A 19,780-nucleotide genomic window follows, 5' to 3' on the forward strand; every position below is an offset into this window, starting at 1 on the left:
CCGCGGCCGGGTTCGGCCGCGGGGGCGTCCTTGGTTTCCGGGGCGAGGGTTGAAGGGGCCGTTCGCGGGGTCCGTGTCCGGGAACGCGGTGAGGGCCGTGCGGGGCCGACCGCCCACGCGCGAGGGCGCGCCCGGAGCTACTCGGCGCGCCATCCTCCCTGGCGGGTGGTCAGGTTCAGCGCGGTGGTCACCAGGGGCACATGGCTGAAGGCCTGGGGGAAGTTGCCGACCTGGCGGTTCTCGCGCGGGTCCCACTCCTCGGCCAGCAGGCCCACGTCGTTGCGCAGCGACAGCAGCCGCTCGAACAGCTCACGGGCCTCGTCCTCGCGGCCGATGGACAGCAGCGCGTTGGCCAGCCAGAAGCTGCACGCCAGGAAGGCGCCCTCGTCACCGGGCAGCTGGTCGGCGGAACTCTCCAGGTCGGTGCGGTAGCGCAGCACGAACCCGTCCACCATCAGGTCCTTGCGGACCGCCTCGATGGTGCCGACCACGCGCGGGTCGTCGTAGGGCAGGAAGCCCACCTCCGGGATGAGTAGTAGCGCGGCGTCGAGCTCCTTGCTGCCGTAGTACTGCGTGAAGGTGTTGCGCTGGGGGTCGTAGCCGTACTCGCACACCTCGGCGTGGATGGTGTCGCGCAGGGACTTCCACCGCTCGATGGGGCCCTCCTTGCCGAACTCCTCGATACTGCGTACCGCACGGTCGGCCGCCACCCAGGCCATCACCTTGGAGTGCACGAAGTGCTGGCGCGGCCCGCGCACCTCCCACAGGCCCTCGTCCGGTTCGTCCCAGCACCACTCCAGGTAGTTGACCAGGGAGCGCTGTAGCCCCCACAGGTAGTCGCCGCCGCGGATGTTGTGGCGGCGGGCCAGGTGCAGCACGTCCATGACCTCGCCGTAGACGTCCAGCTGGTACTGGCCTACGGCGGCGTTGCCGACCCGGACCGGACGGGAGGACTCGTAGCCCGGCAGCCACTCGGCCTCCCACTCGGTGAGCCTGCGTTCACCGCGGATGCCGTACATGATCTGCATGAGCTGGGGCTCGCCCGCGACCGCGCGTACCAGCCACTCGCGCCAGGCCAGCGCCTCGTCCTTGTACCCCGAGCGGATCATCGCCTCCAGGGTGATGGTGGCGTCGCGCAGCCAGCAGTACCGGTAGTCCCAGTTGCGCACCCCGCCGAGTGACTCGGGCAGGGAGGTGGTGGGCGAGGCGACGATCCCGCCGGTGGGGTGGTAGGTGAGGGCTTTGAGCACGATGAGGGAACGGATGACCGCCTCGCGGTAGGGGCCCTCGTAGGTGCACTGGTTGACCCACTTCTCCCAGAACCGCTCGGTGCGGGAGAGCGCTTTCTCCGCGTCGAGGTGGTCGGACTCCTCCACCTGCGAGGGATGCCAGGTCATGACGAACGGCACGCGCTGACCGGCGGTGACGGTGAAGGTGGCGTCGTGGGTGAAGTTGTGGCCCTGTAGGGGGACGGGGCTGCTCAGCCATATGGAGTCGGGGCCCGCGACGGCCACCAGTTCGGTACCGGCGCGGTGCACCCAGGGGACGACGTGGCCGTAGTCGAAGCGGATGCGCATGGTGGTCTCCATGCACACCGAGCCCGACAGCCCCTCGACGATGCGGACGATGTGCGGGGCACCGCCGCGCGGCGGCATGAAGTCGATGATCCGGACGGATCCGCCGTCGGTGTCCCACTCCGACTCCAGGATGAGCGTGTCGCCCCGGTAGCGGCGGCGGACGGCGCGGGGGTCGCCTTCAGCGGGCCGCAGGATCCAGCTGCCGTTCTGCTCGTCGCCCAGCATCGCGGCGAAGCAGGCGGAGGAGTCGAAGTCGGGAAGGCACGCCCAGTCGATGGAACCGTCACGCCCGACCAGCGCGGCGGTCTGCATGTCGCCGATCATTGCGTAGTCTTCAATCCAGCCGGGCACGCGGCTCACCCCCATCACGTCGTCATGGTTCCTGCGGTCGGCGCCTCGTGGGGTGGCACCGCGTCCTCGCGGTCCGGCGCGCGCACGCCCCTGTGCACGCCCTGCCGGGGTCCTCCCACCCAGCCCGTCACCGGGAGTGGACCCGCTGTCGGGAAGGGGCGCCGTTCGGGCCACGTCCTGCCTCCGCACCAGCCGCCGCTTGCCTTCCACCCGGTTATGTGCCCAGGTGTGGGCAGGCGAAAAGGCCGGTACCCAGGAACCGTCCCGAACACGGTCCTTTCCGTTCACCGCGGTCCCTATCTTCCCCTCTTCGGGGAGAGCGCGCTACCCGCATCTGCACGTGCATCGGAACGTGCGGGGAGATATGTAGGGAAATGGGGGAGATTGTCAGGTCAGAAGTTACGACGCGGTGATGAATATTCGGCCCCGGGGAAGCTTACGGCTCGTGAGAGAACGGTGTCCAGACAGCCGGAACCCGAAGGGGCGGGCGATCCACCGCCCAACGTGCCCAGGACGGCTCCGGAAGCGGCCGGATCCACAACGGCACCAGCGTCGCGCCGGCCGCCATGAGACACGCGTCGACGGAGAGTCCGGTCCGGCGGTGCGCCCGGGGCCGTCGGGATCCGGTGGAAGAGCCACCTGGGTATCGTGGCGGATGCGGCGCCTGGGACGAAGTACCGATCACGGGCAGGTGGCCCGGTTCGCAACGAGGCGACGGGAGACGGCATGGCGAGACAGAACGGTCACCGTGCGGCGGAGCGCTCCGGGAACGGCATCCGGCGGATCAACGGACGCCTTCTGGCCCGTCTCATCGGCGCGGCTCCCGTGGAACGCCCCTACTACCTGGCCATCGCCCGCTCCGTCAGCGGCCTGGTCCTGGACGGGCGGGTCCCCAGCAACACCCGGCTGCCCGCCGAACGCGACCTGGCCACCTCCCTGGGGGTCAGCCGCAACACCGTTACCGCCGCCTACGCCTGGTTGCGCGACAACCGGTTCCTGGAGAGCAGGCAAGGCGCGGGCAGCTGGACCGTCCTACCCGACTCCGGCGCCGGCGAGCCCTCACCGTTCGCCCCCGCCACCGAGCACATCGACCTGGGTGTGGCGGCGCCCCCGGCCGTGGACGGGCTGCGCGCCGCCGCGTTCCGGGCCACCGAGCAGCTCGCCGCGCACGTGGGCGGACTGGGCTACTACCCCTACGGCCTGCCCGAGCTGCGGCACGCCATCGCCCGCCGCTACGTCGAGCGCGGGCTGCCCACCACCCCCGAGCAGATCTTCGTCACCAGCGGCGCTCAGCAGGGCATCGCACTGGCCATGGACCTGCTCGTGCAGCCCGGTGACGAGGTGCTGGTGGAGTCGCCCACCTACCCGCACGCGCTGGACTCCGCCCACCGCGGCGGGGCGCGGATACGCACGGTCGGGGTGACGCCGCAGGGCTGGGACATGGAGTACCTCGTCGACGCCTTCCGCCAGTGGAAGCCCCGCCTGGCCTACCTCATCCCCGACTTCCAGAACCCCACCGGCGCCCTGATGAACGACGAGGAGCGCCACGCCCTGGTACGCGAGGCGCGCAGGTCGGAGAGCCACCTGGTCGTCGACGAGTCGGTCGCGGAGCTGGCCATCGACTCCGGCGACCTTCCCGCGCCCGTGGCCGCGCACGACACCGACGGCCGGGTACTGACGGTGGGATCGGTGGCCAAGCTGCTGTGGGGCGGCCTGCGGGTGGGGTGGGTGCGCACCACACCGCCGATGGTGGCCCGGCTGATGGCCGCACGGCAGCGCTTCGACCTGGCCGGGGCGGTGCTGGACCAGCTCACCGCCACCCACCTGCTCGCCGACGTGATGCGCATCCGCGCCGAGCGCAGCCGCCAGCTGCGCCGCAACCGCGACGCGCTGCTGTACGCGCTGCGCGAGCGGCTGCCCGACTGGCGGCCCAGCGTGCCCGGAGGCGGACTGGTGTTGTGGACGGCGCTGCCCCAGCCCGTGGCCAGCGCGCTGTCCACGGCCGCCGACCGGTACGGGGTGCATCCGGCGGCCGGACCGGTGTTCGGCACCGACGGCACCCTGGAGTACTACCTGCGCCTGGCCTACACCCAGCCGCCGGACGTGCTCGCCGACGCCGTGGAGCGCCTGGCCGCCGCCTGTACCGAGACCCTGGCCCACCCGGTGCAGCCCTGGGGGCAGCTGTACGTCTGACCGCTCCGCCAGGCCGGTTCCGCGGAGCGCACCGCCGCCGGGACGGGTGACGCGCTCAGGGGGTGCCGGCGGGGAGGGCGAACCGCCGCGCGAAGCGGACCACCTCGCCGAGCACCTCGTCCCTGTTGGTCTCGTTGAACACCTCGTGCCGGGCACCGGGGAAGACCCGAGCGGTGAAGTCATCGCCCATGACCGACGTGATGCCCACCTTGGTGCCCTCCACCGGTACCAGTTGGTCCTCGGCCCCGTGTACCCACAGCAGTGGCAGCGGCCCCACGCTCCCGGCCGAGAGGCCCCGCGTCATCTCGGTGAGCATGGCGTTCACGGTGACGCGCTTGAAGGGGCCGTGCCAGACCAGCTCGTCGGCCACGTACGCCTGCCCCACGGCGGGATCGCGCGAGAGCGTGGAGGGATCGATGGGGGCGTCGGGGATCTCCTCGGCGGCGGCAAGTTGTTCCAGTGCCGCCCACCGGCCCAGCACGGGTCCGGAGAGCACCAGCGCCCGGAGCTCGCCGGGGTGGGTCTGGGCGTATCGGGAGGCGATCAGCCCGCCCATGGAGTGGCCGATGAGGACCAGCGGCAGTGTCCTGTAGGCGGTGCGCGCCTGGGTGACGACCCGGTGCACGTCCTCGACCACGCCCGCGTAGTCGTCGATCAGCACCCGCTCACCGGATGATCCCCCGTGCCCGCGGTGGTCGGCGCCGTAGACCACCGCGCCCGCCGCGACCAGGTCCGCGGCCACCTGCTGGTATCGGCCCAGGTGCTCGCCGTAGCCGTGGACCAGCACCGCCAGCCAGGTCGGCTCGCCCCCGGCCTGGACCCAGGCCCGTGCCGCCAGTCTCTCCGAACCGTCGGGCCCGCCAGCCAGGGCCCACTCGCGTGTGGTGATCACCGTGTTCTGCCTCCTCGTCCGCGGCTCCGTCTGCGACGATCGGGACCGTACGCGACCGTCCCCGGAACCCTATGGCGCGGCGGGCCGGTACGCACGAGGGCGATGTTGGACCTTCCTACAAGCTCGGCGTGGACGGGAGCGGCACGAGGGGCCGTCGTGCATCGGGGAAGTAACGATCGTGCCCGTATGTGTGTGCGAACGCCCCCAGCGTCGACAACTTCTCGTGTCGGGCAACGAATTGCGTCATAGGGTGTGATTACAAATACACACTGTTAAAGAGGGATCTTCTACGCTTATCTATGGGTATCTCTCGGGCAGGTGCCTTCGTATACGAACCGCCCGGTAACTCGGACTGGAGAGGGTGACGCCCGTGCTGGCCGACTCATATGGGCGAGTGGCAACCGACCTGCGGGTCTCGCTCACCGACCGCTGCAACCTCAGGTGCACCTACTGCATGCCGCCGGAGGGGTTGGAGTGGCTTCCCAAGCCGGAACTGCTCACCGACGACGAACTCCTCCGCCTGGTCCGCATCGGAGTGACCCGCCTCGGCATCAACGAGGTGCGTTTCACCGGCGGTGAGCCCCTGCTCCGCCGCGGTCTGCCCGGCCTCATCGCGGGGACGACCGAGCTGCGGCCCCGGCCCCACACCGCCCTGACCACCAACGGCATCGGGCTCGCCCGGATGGCCCCCGCCCTGGCCGAGGCCGGCCTCGACCGTGTCAACGTCTCCCTCGACACCCTCCGACCGGACGTGTTCGAGACCCTGTCCCGGCGCCGCCGACTCGACGACGTCCTCGACGGCATGGCGGGCGCCGCCAGCGCCGGACTCACCCCGGTCAAGGTCAACGCCGTCCTGATGCGCGGCATCAACGACGACGAGTCCGCCGACCTCCTGCGTTTTTGCATCGAGCACGGCTACGAGCTGCGCTTCATCGAGCAGATGCCGCTGGACGCCCAGCACGGCTGGCGGCGCGACACCATGATCACCGCAGAGGAGATCCTCGCCGGGCTCGAAACCGAGTTCACCCTGGACGCCGCCGACAGCGAGACACGCGGCAGCGCTCCCGCCGAGCTCTTCCACGTGCGCGGAGCCCGCTTCCCCAACGGGGAGCAGGCGACCGTCGGCGTCATCGGCTCGGTCACCCGGCCCTTCTGCGGGGCCTGCGACCGGGTCCGCCTCACCGCGGACGGGCAGGTGCGCAACTGCCTGTTCGCCCGCGAGGAGTCCGACCTTCGCGCCCTTCTGCGGGGCGACGCCACCGACGAGAGGATCGCCGAGAGCTGGACCGCCGCCGTGGCCACCAAGCTGCCCGGACACGGCATCAACGACCCCAGCTTCCTACAGCCGTCCCGGCCCATGTCCGCGATCGGCGGCTAGGGAGTGTTTTTTAGAAGGCTTTCGGGTCGGTGAGCGGCCGTCCGGGCCGTCTCTCGCAAGACGGTGTGCGGAGTCCAGCCTGGCCGTGCCCCACGAGCGCGCAGGCGTAGCGGGAGGCGGCCCGGCGCCGCGGGCGACTGGAGCCGAAGGCTCTCCCTTGTGGGCGGTGGAGGGAGACGGGCGGCACCGGAATGATGCAAAGAACACGACTTAGGCCCGCTGACAAAACACGTTGCACACCCTGCTCCACTCTGGCTTGATGTCTCGGAGGGCACGACCGCGTACGTGCCCGCACGAACGAGACACAGGCCTGGTCCGGAAAGGGGAGGTGGCCTGATATGCCCTACACCGAGGTTGCCGGGGAACGGGTCCCCATCCGCATGTGGGCCGCGCCCGACGAGGTCGAGACCGCGGCGATGGAGCAGCTGCGCAATGTGACCCGAGTGCCGTGGGTGCACGGTCTGGCCGTTATGCCAGACGTGCACTACGGCAAGGGCGCGACGGTGGGCTCTGTCATCGCCATGCGCGATGCCGTCAGCCCCGCCGCCGTGGGGGTCGACATCGGCTGTGGGATGACCGCCGTGCGCACCGGCCTGACCGCGGAGCGCCTGCCCGAGGACCTGGGGCGGCTGCGCTCGGCCCTGGAGGCCGTGATCCCGGTCGGCTTCCACGCCCACGACGAACCGGTCGACCCCGACACCGTTCCCACCCTGCGCGGTACCGACTGGTCCGGGTTCTGGTCCGGGTTCGAGAACCTGGCCGAGGCCGTCCACCCCCGTCGTACCAGGGCCCGGCGCCAGATGGGCACCCTCGGCGGTGGCAACCACTTCCTGGAGGTGTGCCTGGACGACGAGGGCACCGTGTGGCTGGTCCTGCACTCCGGGTCGCGCAACATCGGCAAGGAACTGGCCGAGCACCATATCGGGCAGGCCCAGACACTGCCGCACAACCAGGACCTGCCCGACCGGAACCTGGCGGTGTTCGTCGCCGGCACACCGGAGATGGACGCCTACCGCCGGGACCTGTTCTGGGCCCAGGAGTACGCGCGGCGCAACCGCGACGTGATGATGGGCCTGGCCTGCCGTACCGTGGCCGAACAGATCCCGGGCACCCGCTTCGAGCAGTGGATCTCCTGCCACCACAACTACGTGGCCGAGGAGACCTACGACGGCGTGGACGTGCTCGTCACCCGCAAGGGCGCCATCCGCGCCGGGGCGGGCGACCTCGGGATCATCCCGGGCAGCATGGCCACCGGCACCTACATCGTGCGCGGTCTGGGCAACCCCGCCTCGTTCAACTCCGCCTCGCACGGGGCGGGGCGCCGGATGAGCCGGAACAAGGCCCGCAAGACCTTCACCGAAGCCGACATGGCCGAGCAGACCAGGGGAGTGGAGTGCCGTAAGGACCGGGGCGTCGTGGACGAGATCCCGGCCGCCTACAAGAACCTGGAGTCGGTGATCAGCGCCCAGGCCGACCTGGTCGAGGTGGTCGCCCACCTGCGCCAGGTGGTGTGCGTCAAGGGCTGACACGGTGGGCCCGGTGCTCCCGGCCGGCGGCGGGCAACGCCGTCGACCGGGACCGTGCCCGCCAGTCTCCGCGGGCCCGCGTAACCTTCCCTCCATGGGACACCGACACCCGAGCAAGCTCAAGAACTCCGAAGTGAGCCATGCACGGGCCCGATGGCTGCTACGGGCCGAACTGGACGGCTGCAAGGAGTGCCAACGGGAGGGCGACCGCGAGGCCATGAAGGACCTCGCCTCCGGCGGGGTGTTCGACTCGCTCCTGACGGGTTTCGTGTTGGCGCGTGCCCAGCAGTGGCACTCGCCGGGCAGGCCGGTTCAGTATCCGGCCACGGTGTACCGCATCGCGCCCATCGACGAGCGTGACTTCTGGCGGGTGCCCACCCAGCACTGCATGCGGGTGTGCACGGTCCAGGGAGCGCGGGGCACCAGCGTGGACACCGCGCCCGCGCTCAAGGAACTGCGGCTGATGCCGGTGGAGGACCGCGGACTCGTCCTGGACGACGTGGTCGACGGACTGACCGAGACGGAGGGGTGAGCGCGGTGGCCCATACCGGGAGGGTGCGCGAGCCCCTGGACGCGGTCGTGCTGGCCGGGGGCACGGGTCGCCGCATGGGCGGCGTCGACAAGCCGGGGCTGGCCGTGGCCGGACGGACCCTGCTGGAGCGGGTCACCGACGCGGTCCGCGCCCACAACACCGGGGCCGCGACGGCCGCAGACGCCGGGAACACCGCGAGGAGCCGCGGGACGGACGCGGGGACGGAGGGTAGGGGCCGGATGATCGTGGTCGGCCCGCCCCGGGAGAGTCCTCGGGCGCTCTACGTCCGCGAGGACCCGCCCGGATCGGGCCCGGTGCCCGCTCTGCGCGCCGGGTTGGCGCATGTGCGCGCCCCCTGGTTCGCGCTGCTCGCCGCCGACCTGCCCCACCTGGACACCAGTCACCTGGCGGCCCTCTCCCTCGCCCCGGACGAGGAGGAGTCGGGAGCGGTGTTCGTGGACTCCACCGGACGCGAGCAGTGGCTCACCGGAGTGTGGCGCACCGGAGCCGTACGTGCCGCCCTCGCCGACTACCGGGGCCGGTCCCTGTACGGGCTGCTCGGCCCCCTTCGGCCCCGCGCGGTGCCGTTGGCCGACGACCTGGCCGTGGACGACTGCGACACCCCGGAGGACCTCGCCCGTGCCCGCGGCCTGCTGGAGCCCCCGCCCGGCTAGGGAGTGTTCTTGGGAAGGCTTTCGGATCAGTGAGCGGCCGTCCGGGTTCGCCCGGACGGCCGCTCGCCGAACACCGGCCCGATGGGCCGTCACGTTCGCCATGACGATCAGGAAGGGCGGATCCCGCCCGGGCCGTTGAGCCCCACCGCGCCGACGTACGGGTCGGCCACCCAGCTCCTGCACTCCCTCGAGAACAGCGCCGTCTCCCGGCGTATGCGTGTTCTCGCGCTCTACGCCCGCGACCACGCGGGCACACCCGTCTCACCGGGATCCTCCGGCAGCTCGAAACCACGGGCCACGGCCGCCTCGCCGTGCACATGGCCAGGGCCGTACACGACACCGGCACCATCGCCCGCCACCTCGCAGGGCCTGACCACGAACTTCGCCGCGCCGCCCCGCGCGCGGTCCGCGAACTCCCCGACGAGGCCCTCACACCCGTACCGGACGGCGCGGGCGCCCACCGGCCTGCGCCGCGCCCTGTACCGCACTCCGTTCCACGCGCGGCGCAACGGACTCGCTGACTCCCTCCTGCCCCGCGTCCGCGTGGAGTACGGCGACGCCGGAGCCGCCGCGCTCCTGCCCGCCTGTTCACCCGGGCAGGTCGGCCGCCGCCTGCCCGACCTCCTGCACGCCGTGCGCTCCTGGCGCCGACTGGCCCGCCGCCACCCCGACATCCTCCTGGGCCACCTCCGGGAGCTGGGTGCACGGGAGGGGACCCCGTACGCGCGGCTGCCCGACTGGTGGCGTGTCCTCCAGGCGCTCGACCCCGTCCGCCCGGCCGGGACCGGGGCCCTCCTGGAGGAGCTCGACCCGAACGGCCGGAGGCTGCTCCGCTTCCTCCCGCACGCTCAGCGGCGCCTGTACGGGGACGGGGACCGCCACGTCTACCCCTTCCGCTATCCCGCCCTGCCTCGCGGTGGCCGGTCCGTCCGGGACCTGCTCCGGCAGATGCGCCGCAGCCCCTCGACGGCTCTGCCCGTCCCTCGGGCCATGCCCCAGCCGGTGCGCACCGGCTACCTGGACCAGCTCGTCCAGGGCCGCCACGGCCCGGGCGCGTTCGCCCTCCTGCCCTACCTGGGACTGCTGCCCGGGTACAGGGCTGAGACCGAAGCCCGCCGTGCCCTGGCGGAGATCAACGCCTTCCAGAGCCGAAGCACCCGCCACACCGACCCCGACCAGGACCTGGACGCGGTCGCCCACCTGCCCTACGGGGAGGCCGCCGACCCGCTCAACGAGGCCGCCTCAGCCGGGGACACCGAACGCCGGGCGCGCGGCCTGGCACGGCTGGTGGAGGCCACCGCCCGCCCGGCGGGATCGAGGAACTCGTCCGCGTCCTGGGCACCGGCGCAGGGCTGCACCGGGACGTGCGGGCGGCCGTGGCCGGTGCGCTCATGCGCGCTCTGGACCATCCCGCCGCTCTACCCGCCCTGGCCCGGAACGCCCGGGGGTTCACTGAGGTGGAGGTCCAGTCCTCCCTGTTGCAGGTGCCGCCCCTCTCCTGTCCGCCGACGCGGTGGGAGTCGGCTGCCCGGCTGGTGGCCTCGCTGCCCGATCCCTCCCGTGGCCACTGGCGGTTCCCCGGATGGACGAGCCGTTGGGCGCCCCGGACCGGACACGACCTCGACGACGTGGTCGACACCCTCTGCGGTCCGAATCGGAACGGGGACCAGGCGATCCGCGTCCTCGGCGTGCTCGTTCGAGCGGGAGGGGGCACCGACCGGATCAGCGAGACACTGTCCCGGCTTCTGAGGGCCGTTCCCGGACCCGAGGGCGGGGTACCCCTGCGCCGGTTCCACCGGGAACGGGGCGACTCCGCCCATCACCGGACGAAGGGCCTGCTCCACCTCCACGAGGGGAGGAGGTCTGGAAGGGCGGGCGACCGTGTGCTGGGGAGCAGCGAAAGGCCGTGCTCGGCCTGCTGGCCTCCAGGGACGAGTACCTTCCCGAGGCGGTGCGCGTCGTCCAGCGGATGGTCTCGGCCGAGACCGGACGGGAGGAGGCCGCCTCGCCCCGGAGGCTGGCGGACCTGCTCCTGGCCGGTGCCCGGCTCCTGTCCCGGTGTCCCTCCGGGACCGGGTTGGAGGAGTTCGTCCGGTCGGTGGCCGCCGAACGTTCCCGGTCGCGGGTCCCGCCGCGGATGCCGGAGGAGGTGGTGGGCCGCCTCTTCGACACCGCGGCCCGCACGGACGGCGCCGTGGGGAGGCGACGGCGACGGTGGGCCCGCGCCTCGTGGAGAGGGCCGGTGCTGAGAGCGACTGGGCGGCGCCCTGGCCGGAACTGCTCTCGCGCGCGGGCGGCCTCGGTCACGAGGCGGTGCGCGCGGAGGCCTGGCGGGCGGTCGTGGGCTGGGTGCTTCCGCGGGGACGGACGGGGAGGACCCGGGCCCTGGCGTCCGCGCCCCAGGGCCGGGCCTCAGCCCTCGAACTCGCCCATGGGCGTGGTCTCGCGCAGGAATCCGCGCATGCCCAGGAAGTTGGACAGGTATTCCCGGTGTTCGTCGCAGGCCACCCACACCTTGCGCCGGTCGGGGGTGTGCACCTTGGGGTTGTTCCACACCAGCGCCCAGGTCGCCTCGGTACGGCAGTCGCGCCGAGAGCAGTGTGGTGGAACGTCCGGTTTACCCAATGCTGACCCCCAGTCGAAGAAGTGACCCCCATGGTAAAGCCACGGGCACGGCCTGGTCTTTTCCACCGCTCGGCCCGAAGGAGGCCGGGTTGGACAAAAGGCGACGCCGGGTGGCTACGGGGGCAAACCACCCGGCGTCGCAGGCGATGTTTCGACGGGGGCTCGAAACATCGCGTCCGCGCTTCGACGGGGGACCGAAGCGCTAGAACCCAATGTACACCGATGCCCCCCTGTGTACGTCAAGAGTCAGTTACGACGTTGTCTCGGGAGGGTTCCACCAATACAGGGCCTTAAGTCCCAGGCCAGGACCAATCGGACACTTCGCCCATAACATGCAACCCGTTGTCCCCGTGGTCAACACGATTCCCTGGGTAAAGAAAGCTCCACACAAGCCCCAGGTTTCCGTTGGCACATGGCAAAGCGCCCAGCGTGTTCCGCCTGGGGCGGAGGGATGCGCGGGGAACGCCTCCGTGTGGCCGTGTGGGATTGCGGGGAGAGCAGAAAGCGGGGGGTCGCGCCGCGTGCGACCGAGCAACCGACTACGCAGGGGGTCCCACATGTCCCACCACACCTACCGCATCACGGAGATCGTCGGCACCTCGCCGCAGGGTATCGACCAGGCCATCCGCAACGGCATCGACCGGGCCTCGGCCACACTGCGCGAACTCGACTGGTTCGAGGTCACCGAGATCCGGGGGCATATCGAGGAGGGCGACGTCGCGCACTTCCAGGTGGGCCTCAAGGTGGGATTCCGCCTGGACGAGTGAGGCGAGCGCGCGAGGATCCAGAGAACACGGCCCAGGCACTGTTCTCCGGATGGGCCAGGCCGTGGAGCCGGATCCGGAGCGAGACCGCTCGCACGGTCCCGTCGAAGGTCGCGGCCCGCTCGTTGCAGCGGGCCGCGACCGCCCGGTGCGCGTGGGTTCCGCCCCACCGGACGGCTGTCCTCGGGAGAGGACGTCAGTCCCCGAAGGCGTCGAGCGCGGCCTGTGCGGCCCCGGCGCCTTCGTCGTCCCCGCGGCGCTGACCGGGATGGTCGTGGTCACCGTGACCGAGCTGCGGCGTACCATCGCCGACCTGCTGCGCACGCGCGGCGCCCTGGCCGGTCCGAACCGTCGTGCGGGCGTGCTGGACGGGCTGTGCGCGACGCTGTCCGCGGAGACGGGCACCGGCGGACCTGACCGTCGACGGCGATCTGTCGGAGCTGAAGTGGGAGTGGCCGTCCAGAAGACAGTGCCTAGCCGTCGTCGGAGGGGTCCTGGCCGCGTTGCACGTCCACGTGCACGTGGTCCAGGTGCCTCAGGATCTCGTTGTCCGGATCGGCCTCGTAGTGGCGCCATCCCAGGGACGGGTAGCTCGTACTCCAGATCCTGTCGTCGAAGATGATCACGTCGACCTCGTAGTCCGGGGCGTGCGCGATCAGCCAGTGCGCCATCACCCAGCCCTCGCGGCGGTTCTCCTCGTTGACCGGCCGGTAGAAGACGTCGATCGCACGGCCTTCGTAGTGCGCGGAGTCCTCGCCGTGTCCGGTGTCGAAGCCGCCCGGGTGGTAGCCGCCCAGGCTCAGGTCGGAGAAGTGCTCCTCCATGCCGTCCTTGAGGTGCTGTGCGCGCGCGGTCAGGCCGGAGGGTTCCAGGTCCTCCTGCACCCTCAGCTCGGGGTTCTTGGTGGACCGACAGGTCAGCGAGGGCCCGGCGTCATCCTCGGGCCCCTCCTCCAGGAGGGCCGTCACAGCGTCGGGGACGTCGCTGGTGTCGGGTGCCCCGATCGGGGCGCTGTCACCCTGTACGGCGACGGCGGCCGCGGTGGTGGCCCGCCGGGCCTGGTCCCGGTCCAGCCGGACCTGCTCCCCGCCCGTCCACACCGCGCAGTCGGGCCCCCACGGGGTCGACATGGGGAAGACACCGGTGTTCTGGGCCAGCCAGCGGATGCCCACGACGGCGACGACGCCCAGCACGATCAGGGCGGCCACAGCGATGACCAGCCTGTACCACCGGCGCTCGGGTCGCACGGTTCTGTGTGTCATACACTCTGCTCCTCCACGTTCGTGCCGGGCGGCGCTCTTCGGCCGTCAGCTCTGGCTTCGGAGTGGTCAGCTCCCGCAGAATTCACCAGATTTCCGACACTACGGTCATCTTCCCCGGCGTCGGGGCGCGACTACCGTCACCGGGGCTGTTGACCGGAGGCCGACTGGACCGACCACAGGGCGAACAGGCCGCCCGGGGTCGGCGTCAGCGCCCAGTCCATGGTGACCCCACGCCAGCGCAGTGCGTGCACCCCTGGGAAGTCGTGGGCGGCCAGCATCGCCAACGTGCGCATCCCGGTGGCGGAAGTGCTCTCCGAGGCCTCCGGTGGCCGGTGCGCGGTGCCGTGTCCGCACCCTTCGGAATGCGTGTGTGAGCTGCCCCGCCAGTACGGGCCCCGGGGGGTGCAGGCCGTGGAAGGCGCCCAACGCGATGAGAGTCCAGATCTGCGCGGCGGTCACGGAACAGCCCGCCCCCCTCTGACAGAAAGCGGTCAGAGGGGGGCGGACTGCTGGGGTAGAAGATGACTCAAACGCACAGGAGTGGCTCTTTGGCACTGCGTGCTTGGGCGAGGGCGTGCGGTATGCAGCGCTGCTCCTGGACGGCCCGCCGGAGGAACCGGGGCGGGGAGGTCCCCTGATTCTTGAGACGGGAGACCCCGGCCGTGCGCTCGTAGAGCTGGCGGCGGCGCTCCGCCCCAGGGGGTTGGGGAAGCTTGGAGCGGTGGCCCGCCCCAGGAGGTTGGGTAGAGCCTCCGGCAGACCTCAGTCAGGCACCCGTGGAGCTTTCAGCGGTGAGCAACCAAGACTGTGGTTGTTCGCCAGCCCGGGCCCTACGGGTGCCTGGTCGGGGTCTGCTGGAGGCTCCGCGCCCCGTTTGTCCCCGAACGGTGTGCGCTCACGTGTACGGCTTGGTGATTGCCGTGGACCCGCGCCGTGTACCCCCGCCTCCACGCGGTGCGGGACCCGTTCCCGGCAGCGCTGCCCCTGGAGCCTGGCGGGCGGGCCTCTGAGCGGACGCCTGGCTTCTACGACTCCTGTGCCCTCCGGGGCTGGGGGCCTCCCTCAGTTGAGTTCGCCGGGCGAACCCGCCCTCGGCCGGTCCCGCCCCCCCCGGGGTCCGGGCGGCCGCCAGAAAACCCCACTCCCCATCAGTCCCTAGGAGCGGTTTCGCCGCCCCCTTCGGGGCGGCGGCAGCCGGGATCAGGGGCACAGGGCCTCCAGGTCGGTGGGCTCCTCGCCCACCTGGCGGCCCGGGTCGGCGGGCTCCTCCTCGTCCAGGCCGGTGTACTCCTGCCAGTCGGTGCGCCCGTCCTCCTCGGAGCCCTCCCCGCCCTCGGCTGTATCCTCGGACGGGGCGCCGGAGGCTTCCTCCGAGGGCTCGCCTTCCCCGGCCCCGTTCTCGGTGATGGCCTCGGCGACCAGGTCCTTGACCGCGTCCCAGTCCGGGTTGGCGGTGTTGACCTGGGGAGGCGACAACTGGAGCGTGCGCATCTCGCCGGTGTCGGTGACCATGTCGGCCAGCTCGACGAGGGAGGGCACCTTGGACTGGGGGATGTCGGTGCTCAGGGTGCGCTCGGTAGCGCCCGCCAGCTTGCGGTAGCTGGTCAGGACGGTCGTCGGCTCGACCTGCTCAGCGACGTATTTGATCAGGCAGCCCTGGCGGCCCATCCGGCCGTAGTCGTCGCTGTTGGTCCGGGAGCGGCCGTACCAGAGGGCGTCGTGGCCGTCGAGGCGGCGCAGGCCCGGCTCCAGCACCCCGCCGTGCACGCCGTAGGGGATCGGCTCCTCGATGAGCACCTCCACACCGCCGATGGCGTCGATCAGGTCGCGAAAGCCCATCATGTCGACCATCGCGTAGTAGCTGATCTCCAGACCGACGTTGTGCGCGATCACCTTCTTGAGGGTGTCGGCTGAGGGGTCGGACGCGGTCGGGTTGATCGCCAGCTCCTCGGGCTCCTCGGCGACCGTCTGGTACACGTCGTTGAGCAACAGGTTGAAGCCGTACGGCTCGGGGTAGCGCTCGGCCAGGGTGCTGTCCTCGGGGAAACGGACGTTCTCCAGGTTGCGCGGCAGCCCCACCAGCACGGTGTCACCTGTGTGGGTGTCCATGCTGGCGACCATCATGCTGTCGGTGCGCACTCCGTAGCGGTTGTCAGCCGAGTCCGAGCCGATCAGCAGCACGTTGACCCGGTCCTGGCCGTTCCACGGGTCGGCCTCGTCGTGCGGCGGCTGGAGGGGGTCCTCCTCGGCGTGGAACACGTTGTTGAGCGTCTGGTACGCGGTGTAGCCGCCGTGTAGCGCCAGCGCGGAGGGCGCCGCGATGGGCAGGCACAGCAGCAGGACCACGGCGGCGCCGAGCACTCGCGTGCCCCGGGAGGCACCAGCGGGCTTGGTGATCGCCCAGGAGTGCACGATCACCGCCAGCCACAGCACCGCCACACCGAACACCACGCCCATGGCGCCTACCAGCCAACGGCTCTGCAACGCCATCCGGGCCAGCATCGTCATGCTGTCCGTCTCGCCGCTGCCCAGGCGCCATCCCCACACGGCCAGGCCCAGGATCGCGGACAGGTACAGGACCAGGATCACCGTGCCCGAGATCCGGCGGCGCATCCGCAGGTGCGCCAGACCCGGGAGCGGAACCGACGCCGCGGTCCACAGAAGAGCCCGGCCCGTACTGGGGCGCGCGGGCGCCCCGTCCCGCTGATCGTCCTCCGCTGCCACCAGTGGTTCCTCTCCAGCCGTGGGGCGGCATGCCCCATTGTCTCCGTCGTCCTCCGCCACGGTCGCCGAGCGGTGGCCGTGGTCAGAATGCGTCTGAAACCTCTGTTATGTACACGTCCGGGGAAGAGCGTCCGGTTCCCTCCCGGGCGGTGTGCGTGCGCTCGGACGCGTCACGCGGGCCGCGTATGGGGCCTCTGGGGGATGGGGGAGTCCCTCTGGGGGCGTCGTGCGGGCCCGCTAGATCAGTGTGGCGCTTTGCGAGAGTTGTGAGGACAGCTGCCCAGTGATGACGGATCTTCTATACAAGTCTGTTATGTGATGCTGAGGTGGCTGATGGGGCATTGGGCGACGCTTTCGGAGCAATCAAAAGGGTGAATCAGCCGATTTCTTTCACGATCAGTAGTGAACGGACGCTGTAGCTGGGATGATCTGGCCGCAGGAGGGGGCGTCGCCCGGGGGAAGGGCGGCGTCATGGGAACGAAAGGCAAGCCATCGTGCTCGATGCGGTTGATGCCGCGCTCATGCGCGCGTTGCAGGGGGACGGCAGAGCGACGTTCCAGGCACTGGCCGACGGAGTCGGTCTGTCGAGGACGGCGGTGCGCGCCAGGGTGCGCCAGCTCGTGCGGTCAGGGGCGATCAGGATCGTCGGTGTGCTGCACGCCGGGGTCGTGGGCATGGAGGTGCTCGGCCACGTGTCGTTTCACGTCAGCGGGCCCGTGGGGCCGATGCTGGACGCACTGGGCGAACGCGAGGCCGTGACCTTCGCCGCGCAGTCGGCCGGGCGCTTCCCCGCCGTCGCGCAGGTACGGGTGGCCGACGACGCCGCCCTGACCAAGGAACTGTCCGAGCTGCGCTCACTGCCGGGTGTGGACGGCGCGGAGGTCTTCCGCGCCAACGCTGTGTTCAAGGACGCGCACAGCAGCGTGCGGGAACTGCACGACATCGAGCTGGACGCCCTGGACTGGCGCCTGGTCCGCCAGCTGCTCAGGGACGGGCGGTCCTCCTACGCGGACCTGGCGCGCCAGGTGGGCCTGTCGCAGGCCGCGGCGCGCTCTCGGGTGGTGCGTCTGCTCAACTCCGGCGTGGTGCACGTGACCGCGCTGGTGGAACCCGCTGCGATGGGCGCCAACGAGCGACTGGGCTTTGGCCTGCGCTGCCGTGGTGACGCCGAGGCGGTGGGCGCGGCACTGGCGAACATGTCCGGGGTCTCCTTCCTGGCCAGCGGTTTCGGTCGCTACGACGTCCTCGGCGGCCTCACCGCGCCAGACCGCTGCCAGCTGGTGGACGCCCTGGAGTCGGTGCGCTCGACGCCGGGGGTGGGCTACGTGGAGTGTTGGGACCACCTGTCGGTGCGCAAGGAACGGCGGGGAGGCGAGCGGCCCGTGGAGTGGATCACCGGGTAGCGCCGTGGCCGGAGGGCGGCCGTGCAAGGCCGGGGACGGGGACGTTCTCCCGCCCCCCCCGGGTGGAGGGGGCCGTGTTCTTCGTCCGCCCCGCTAGCCAGCGGTCGCATTTTTACGTGTTTCCATCGTATATGGCTTGCGTCACACTTAAGTTACCCGTGAGTATGGGAAGGGTTCGGTCCGGACCGACCGCACCGGGTGCGGGTGTAGTGGGAGGCTGACGTGGCGCTTGCGGATACGTTGACGGCTGTGGGCACGGTGGCGCTGGCGCGGTGCGGCGGCCGACCACTCGGTACGCACTTGTTCTCCGTCTGGCCGGGGGCCGCGTTCGCGGCGACCACCTTCCCGGTCCGCTGTACGCCGGGGGACAACCTCGCCATCCACGTCGCGGTGGCTCAGACCCCTCCCGGTTCCGCCCTCGTGATCGACGTCGCCGGCGAGGCCGAGTACGGCTACGTCGACGAGATCCTCGCCGTGGCCGCCAGCACCCGGGGAATCAGGGGGATCGTCCTGGACGGCTGTGTGCGCGACATCGCCGCCATCGTCCGCTGCGAGCTGCCCGTGTTCGGCGCGGGGGTCGCCGTCCGCGAGGCCGGGCACGAGGCGGGCGGCTCGGTCGGGCGCCAGATCAGCATGTCGGCGGGCGGCCCCGCGCCTCTGCCGGTGCGCCGGGGCGACTGGACCGTCGCCGACGACGACGGCGTGGTGTGCCTGCCGCGAGGGCAGGTGAGCTCCATCATCACCGAGACCCTGGACAGCCTCTCCCGGGAACGGGAGGTCATCGACGCCGTGTACGCGGGGGAGAGCACCCTGGACCTGCTCGGCCTGGACGCCTCACGGGTCACCGGCTGGGAGGGGGGAGCCGAGTGCTCCCGTCGCGGTGGCATGGGGCGCTCACGGAACCTCGGGGCAGTGCGCGACGCCGCCGTGCGCGGCGGTGAGGGCCACTCCGCGGCCTGGCCGAGGGTCTCTCCGCGTTCTGTCGTGGGCGACGCCCAGCGGGGCGACTGAGCGCCCCGCGTCGGTCAGCGGGCCGCGGCCGGTGCGCGAGTACTGCCGGCCCCGCTCCGGGGGCGTCCTGGACCCACCTCACGGCGAAGGCCCGGGGCCGCCCGTTGGAATCCGCCGGGTAGCGCTCCGGGCCTTCGCCATGGCGGGAACGTTCAGTCCTCGGTGAGCGAGAGCAGTTCGTCGATGTAGCAGGTCGCCTCACGGGCGGACCCGGCCGCGTCGGCGCCCCGGATCGCCTCGGCCAGCTTCGAGTGGTCCACGCCGTCGGTGGACGACGAGGGATGGTCGGTCGCCTCGTCGCTCTGCTCGTAGGCAGTGTGGGCGATGCTCGCGTACACCACCTGCGCGATGTCGTCGTACAGGTCGATGAGCAGTGTGTTGTGGGTGGCGTTGACGACCGCGCGGTGGAAGGTGAAGTCCGCCTCCACGAACGCGCCCATGTCGCGTTCGCGCCAGGCGGCCTCGCGCAGGGCCATGGCGCGGTCGATGTCGGCCATGTCCTCGTCGCTGTGGCGCAGCGCGGCCAGCCGGGCCGCCTCCACCTCCAGGGCGCGGCGCACCTCCAGGTTCTCCCTCAACCGGGAGCGCTCCAGGCGGCGACGCAGGGCACCGCCGAGTTCACTGGAGGCGCGCACGAAGGTGCCCGCCCCCTGGCGGATCTCCAACAGTCCGGCGTGGGCGAGGGCGCGGACGGCCTCACGGACGGTGTTGCGTCCTACCTCGAGTTGGTCGGCGAGTTCCGACTCGGTGGGGATGCGGTCGCCGACCCCCCATTCGCCCGAGTCGATCTGAGCTCTTAACTGACTGATGACCTGGTCGACGAGACCGGTCCGGCGTGTCGAGGCGAGGGGCACGCTTTTACCTCCTA

At 71.2% G+C, this 19,780-nt stretch carries 16 protein-coding genes; 9 read left to right on the top strand and 7 right to left on the bottom strand.

Annotated features, from left to right (window positions below; translation table 11 throughout):
- Nucleotides 1-137 precede the first annotated feature (137 nt).
- Nucleotides 138-1,943 carry a glycoside hydrolase family 15 protein gene (locus AC0T5L_RS16090; RefSeq protein ID WP_476166361.1) on the bottom strand — a complete coding sequence of 602 codons (1,806 nt, stop codon included), beginning with the start codon at nt 1,941-1,943 and terminating at the stop codon, nt 138-140.
- 711 nt (nt 1,944-2,654) lie between these two features.
- Between AC0T5L_RS16090 and yczR the strand changes: the two genes are divergently transcribed.
- Nucleotides 2,655-4,121 carry a MocR-like transcription factor YczR gene (gene yczR / locus AC0T5L_RS16095; protein ID WP_476166299.1) on the top strand — a complete coding sequence of 489 codons (1,467 nt, stop codon included), beginning with the start codon at nt 2,655-2,657 and terminating at the stop codon, nt 4,119-4,121.
- Between the two features lie 55 nt (nt 4,122-4,176).
- Here yczR and AC0T5L_RS16100 read toward each other — a convergent pair whose 3' ends face one another.
- Complete coding sequence (locus AC0T5L_RS16100) at nt 4,177-5,013, bottom strand: lysophospholipase (RefSeq protein WP_476166300.1); 837 nt, start codon at nt 5,011-5,013, stop codon at nt 4,177-4,179.
- A gap of 370 nt (nt 5,014-5,383) precedes the next feature.
- Here AC0T5L_RS16100 and moaA point away from each other — a divergent pair, with 370 nt between their 5' ends.
- The 5 genes from moaA (at nt 5,384) to AC0T5L_RS16125 (ending at nt 10,872) form a co-directional block, all read left to right on the top strand.
- Nucleotides 5,384-6,391: a GTP 3',8-cyclase MoaA gene (gene moaA, locus AC0T5L_RS16105; protein ID WP_476166301.1), complete on the top strand. Its 1,008-nt coding sequence runs from the start codon at nt 5,384-5,386 to the stop codon at nt 6,389-6,391.
- 338 nt (nt 6,392-6,729) lie between these two features.
- Nucleotides 6,730-7,917, top strand: a complete 1,188-nt coding sequence (locus tag AC0T5L_RS16110) for an RtcB family protein (protein WP_476166302.1) — start codon at nt 6,730-6,732, stop codon at nt 7,915-7,917.
- Nucleotides 7,918-8,011: 94 nt separating this feature from the next.
- Nucleotides 8,012-8,449, top strand: a complete 438-nt coding sequence (locus tag AC0T5L_RS16115; protein WP_476166303.1) for a hypothetical protein — start codon at nt 8,012-8,014, stop codon at nt 8,447-8,449.
- A gap of 23 nt (nt 8,450-8,472) precedes the next feature.
- Entirely contained in the window at nt 8,473-9,123 is a 651-nt protein-coding gene (gene mobA, locus AC0T5L_RS16120) for a molybdenum cofactor guanylyltransferase (protein ID WP_476166362.1), read from the top strand.
- An 81-nt stretch (nt 9,124-9,204) separates the two neighbouring features.
- Complete coding sequence (locus tag AC0T5L_RS16125) at nt 9,205-10,872, top strand: hypothetical protein (protein WP_476166304.1); 1,668 nt, start codon at nt 9,205-9,207, stop codon at nt 10,870-10,872.
- 663 nt (nt 10,873-11,535) lie between these two features.
- Here the strand turns inward: AC0T5L_RS16125 and AC0T5L_RS16130 are convergent.
- Nucleotides 11,536-11,748, bottom strand: a complete 213-nt coding sequence (locus AC0T5L_RS16130; protein WP_476166305.1) for a hypothetical protein — start codon at nt 11,746-11,748, stop codon at nt 11,536-11,538.
- 557 nt (nt 11,749-12,305) lie between these two features.
- Between AC0T5L_RS16130 and AC0T5L_RS16135 the strand changes: the two genes are divergently transcribed.
- Complete coding sequence (locus tag AC0T5L_RS16135) at nt 12,306-12,515, top strand: dodecin (RefSeq protein WP_476166306.1); 210 nt, start codon at nt 12,306-12,308, stop codon at nt 12,513-12,515.
- Nucleotides 12,516-12,985: 470 nt separating this feature from the next.
- Here AC0T5L_RS16135 and AC0T5L_RS16140 read toward each other — a convergent pair whose 3' ends face one another.
- From AC0T5L_RS16140 to AC0T5L_RS16150, 3 genes are all read right to left on the bottom strand, one after another.
- On the bottom strand, nt 12,986-13,774 hold the full coding sequence (locus tag AC0T5L_RS16140; RefSeq protein ID WP_476166307.1) for a VldE C-terminal domain-containing protein: 789 nt from the start codon (nt 13,772-13,774) through the stop codon (nt 12,986-12,988).
- Between the two features lie 137 nt (nt 13,775-13,911).
- A complete protein-coding gene (locus tag AC0T5L_RS16145) occupies nt 13,912-14,067 on the bottom strand; it encodes a hypothetical protein (RefSeq protein ID WP_476166308.1) in 156 nt (51 codons plus the stop codon).
- 907 nt (nt 14,068-14,974) lie between these two features.
- Nucleotides 14,975-16,498: an LCP family glycopolymer transferase gene (locus AC0T5L_RS16150; RefSeq protein WP_476166309.1), complete on the bottom strand. Its 1,524-nt coding sequence runs from the start codon at nt 16,496-16,498 to the stop codon at nt 14,975-14,977.
- 494 nt (nt 16,499-16,992) lie between these two features.
- On the opposite strand from AC0T5L_RS16150, the gene AC0T5L_RS16155 reads away from it, so the two are divergent.
- Together AC0T5L_RS16155 and AC0T5L_RS16160 are read left to right on the top strand one after the other, a co-directional pair.
- Nucleotides 16,993-17,901 carry an Lrp/AsnC family transcriptional regulator gene (locus AC0T5L_RS16155; RefSeq protein ID WP_476166310.1) on the top strand — a complete coding sequence of 303 codons (909 nt, stop codon included), beginning with the start codon at nt 16,993-16,995 and terminating at the stop codon, nt 17,899-17,901.
- Between the two features lie 249 nt (nt 17,902-18,150).
- Nucleotides 18,151-18,912, top strand: coding sequence for an RraA family protein (locus AC0T5L_RS16160; protein WP_476166363.1), 762 nt, complete (start codon nt 18,151-18,153; stop codon nt 18,910-18,912).
- A 152-nt stretch (nt 18,913-19,064) separates the two neighbouring features.
- On the opposite strand, the gene AC0T5L_RS16165 is transcribed toward AC0T5L_RS16160, so the two are convergent.
- Nucleotides 19,065-19,766, bottom strand: coding sequence for a FadR/GntR family transcriptional regulator (locus AC0T5L_RS16165; protein WP_476166311.1), 702 nt, complete (start codon nt 19,764-19,766; stop codon nt 19,065-19,067).
- Nucleotides 19,767-19,780 lie beyond the last annotated feature (14 nt).

The sequence above is a fragment of the Nocardiopsis sp. TRM 82005 genome (assembly GCF_056312425.1).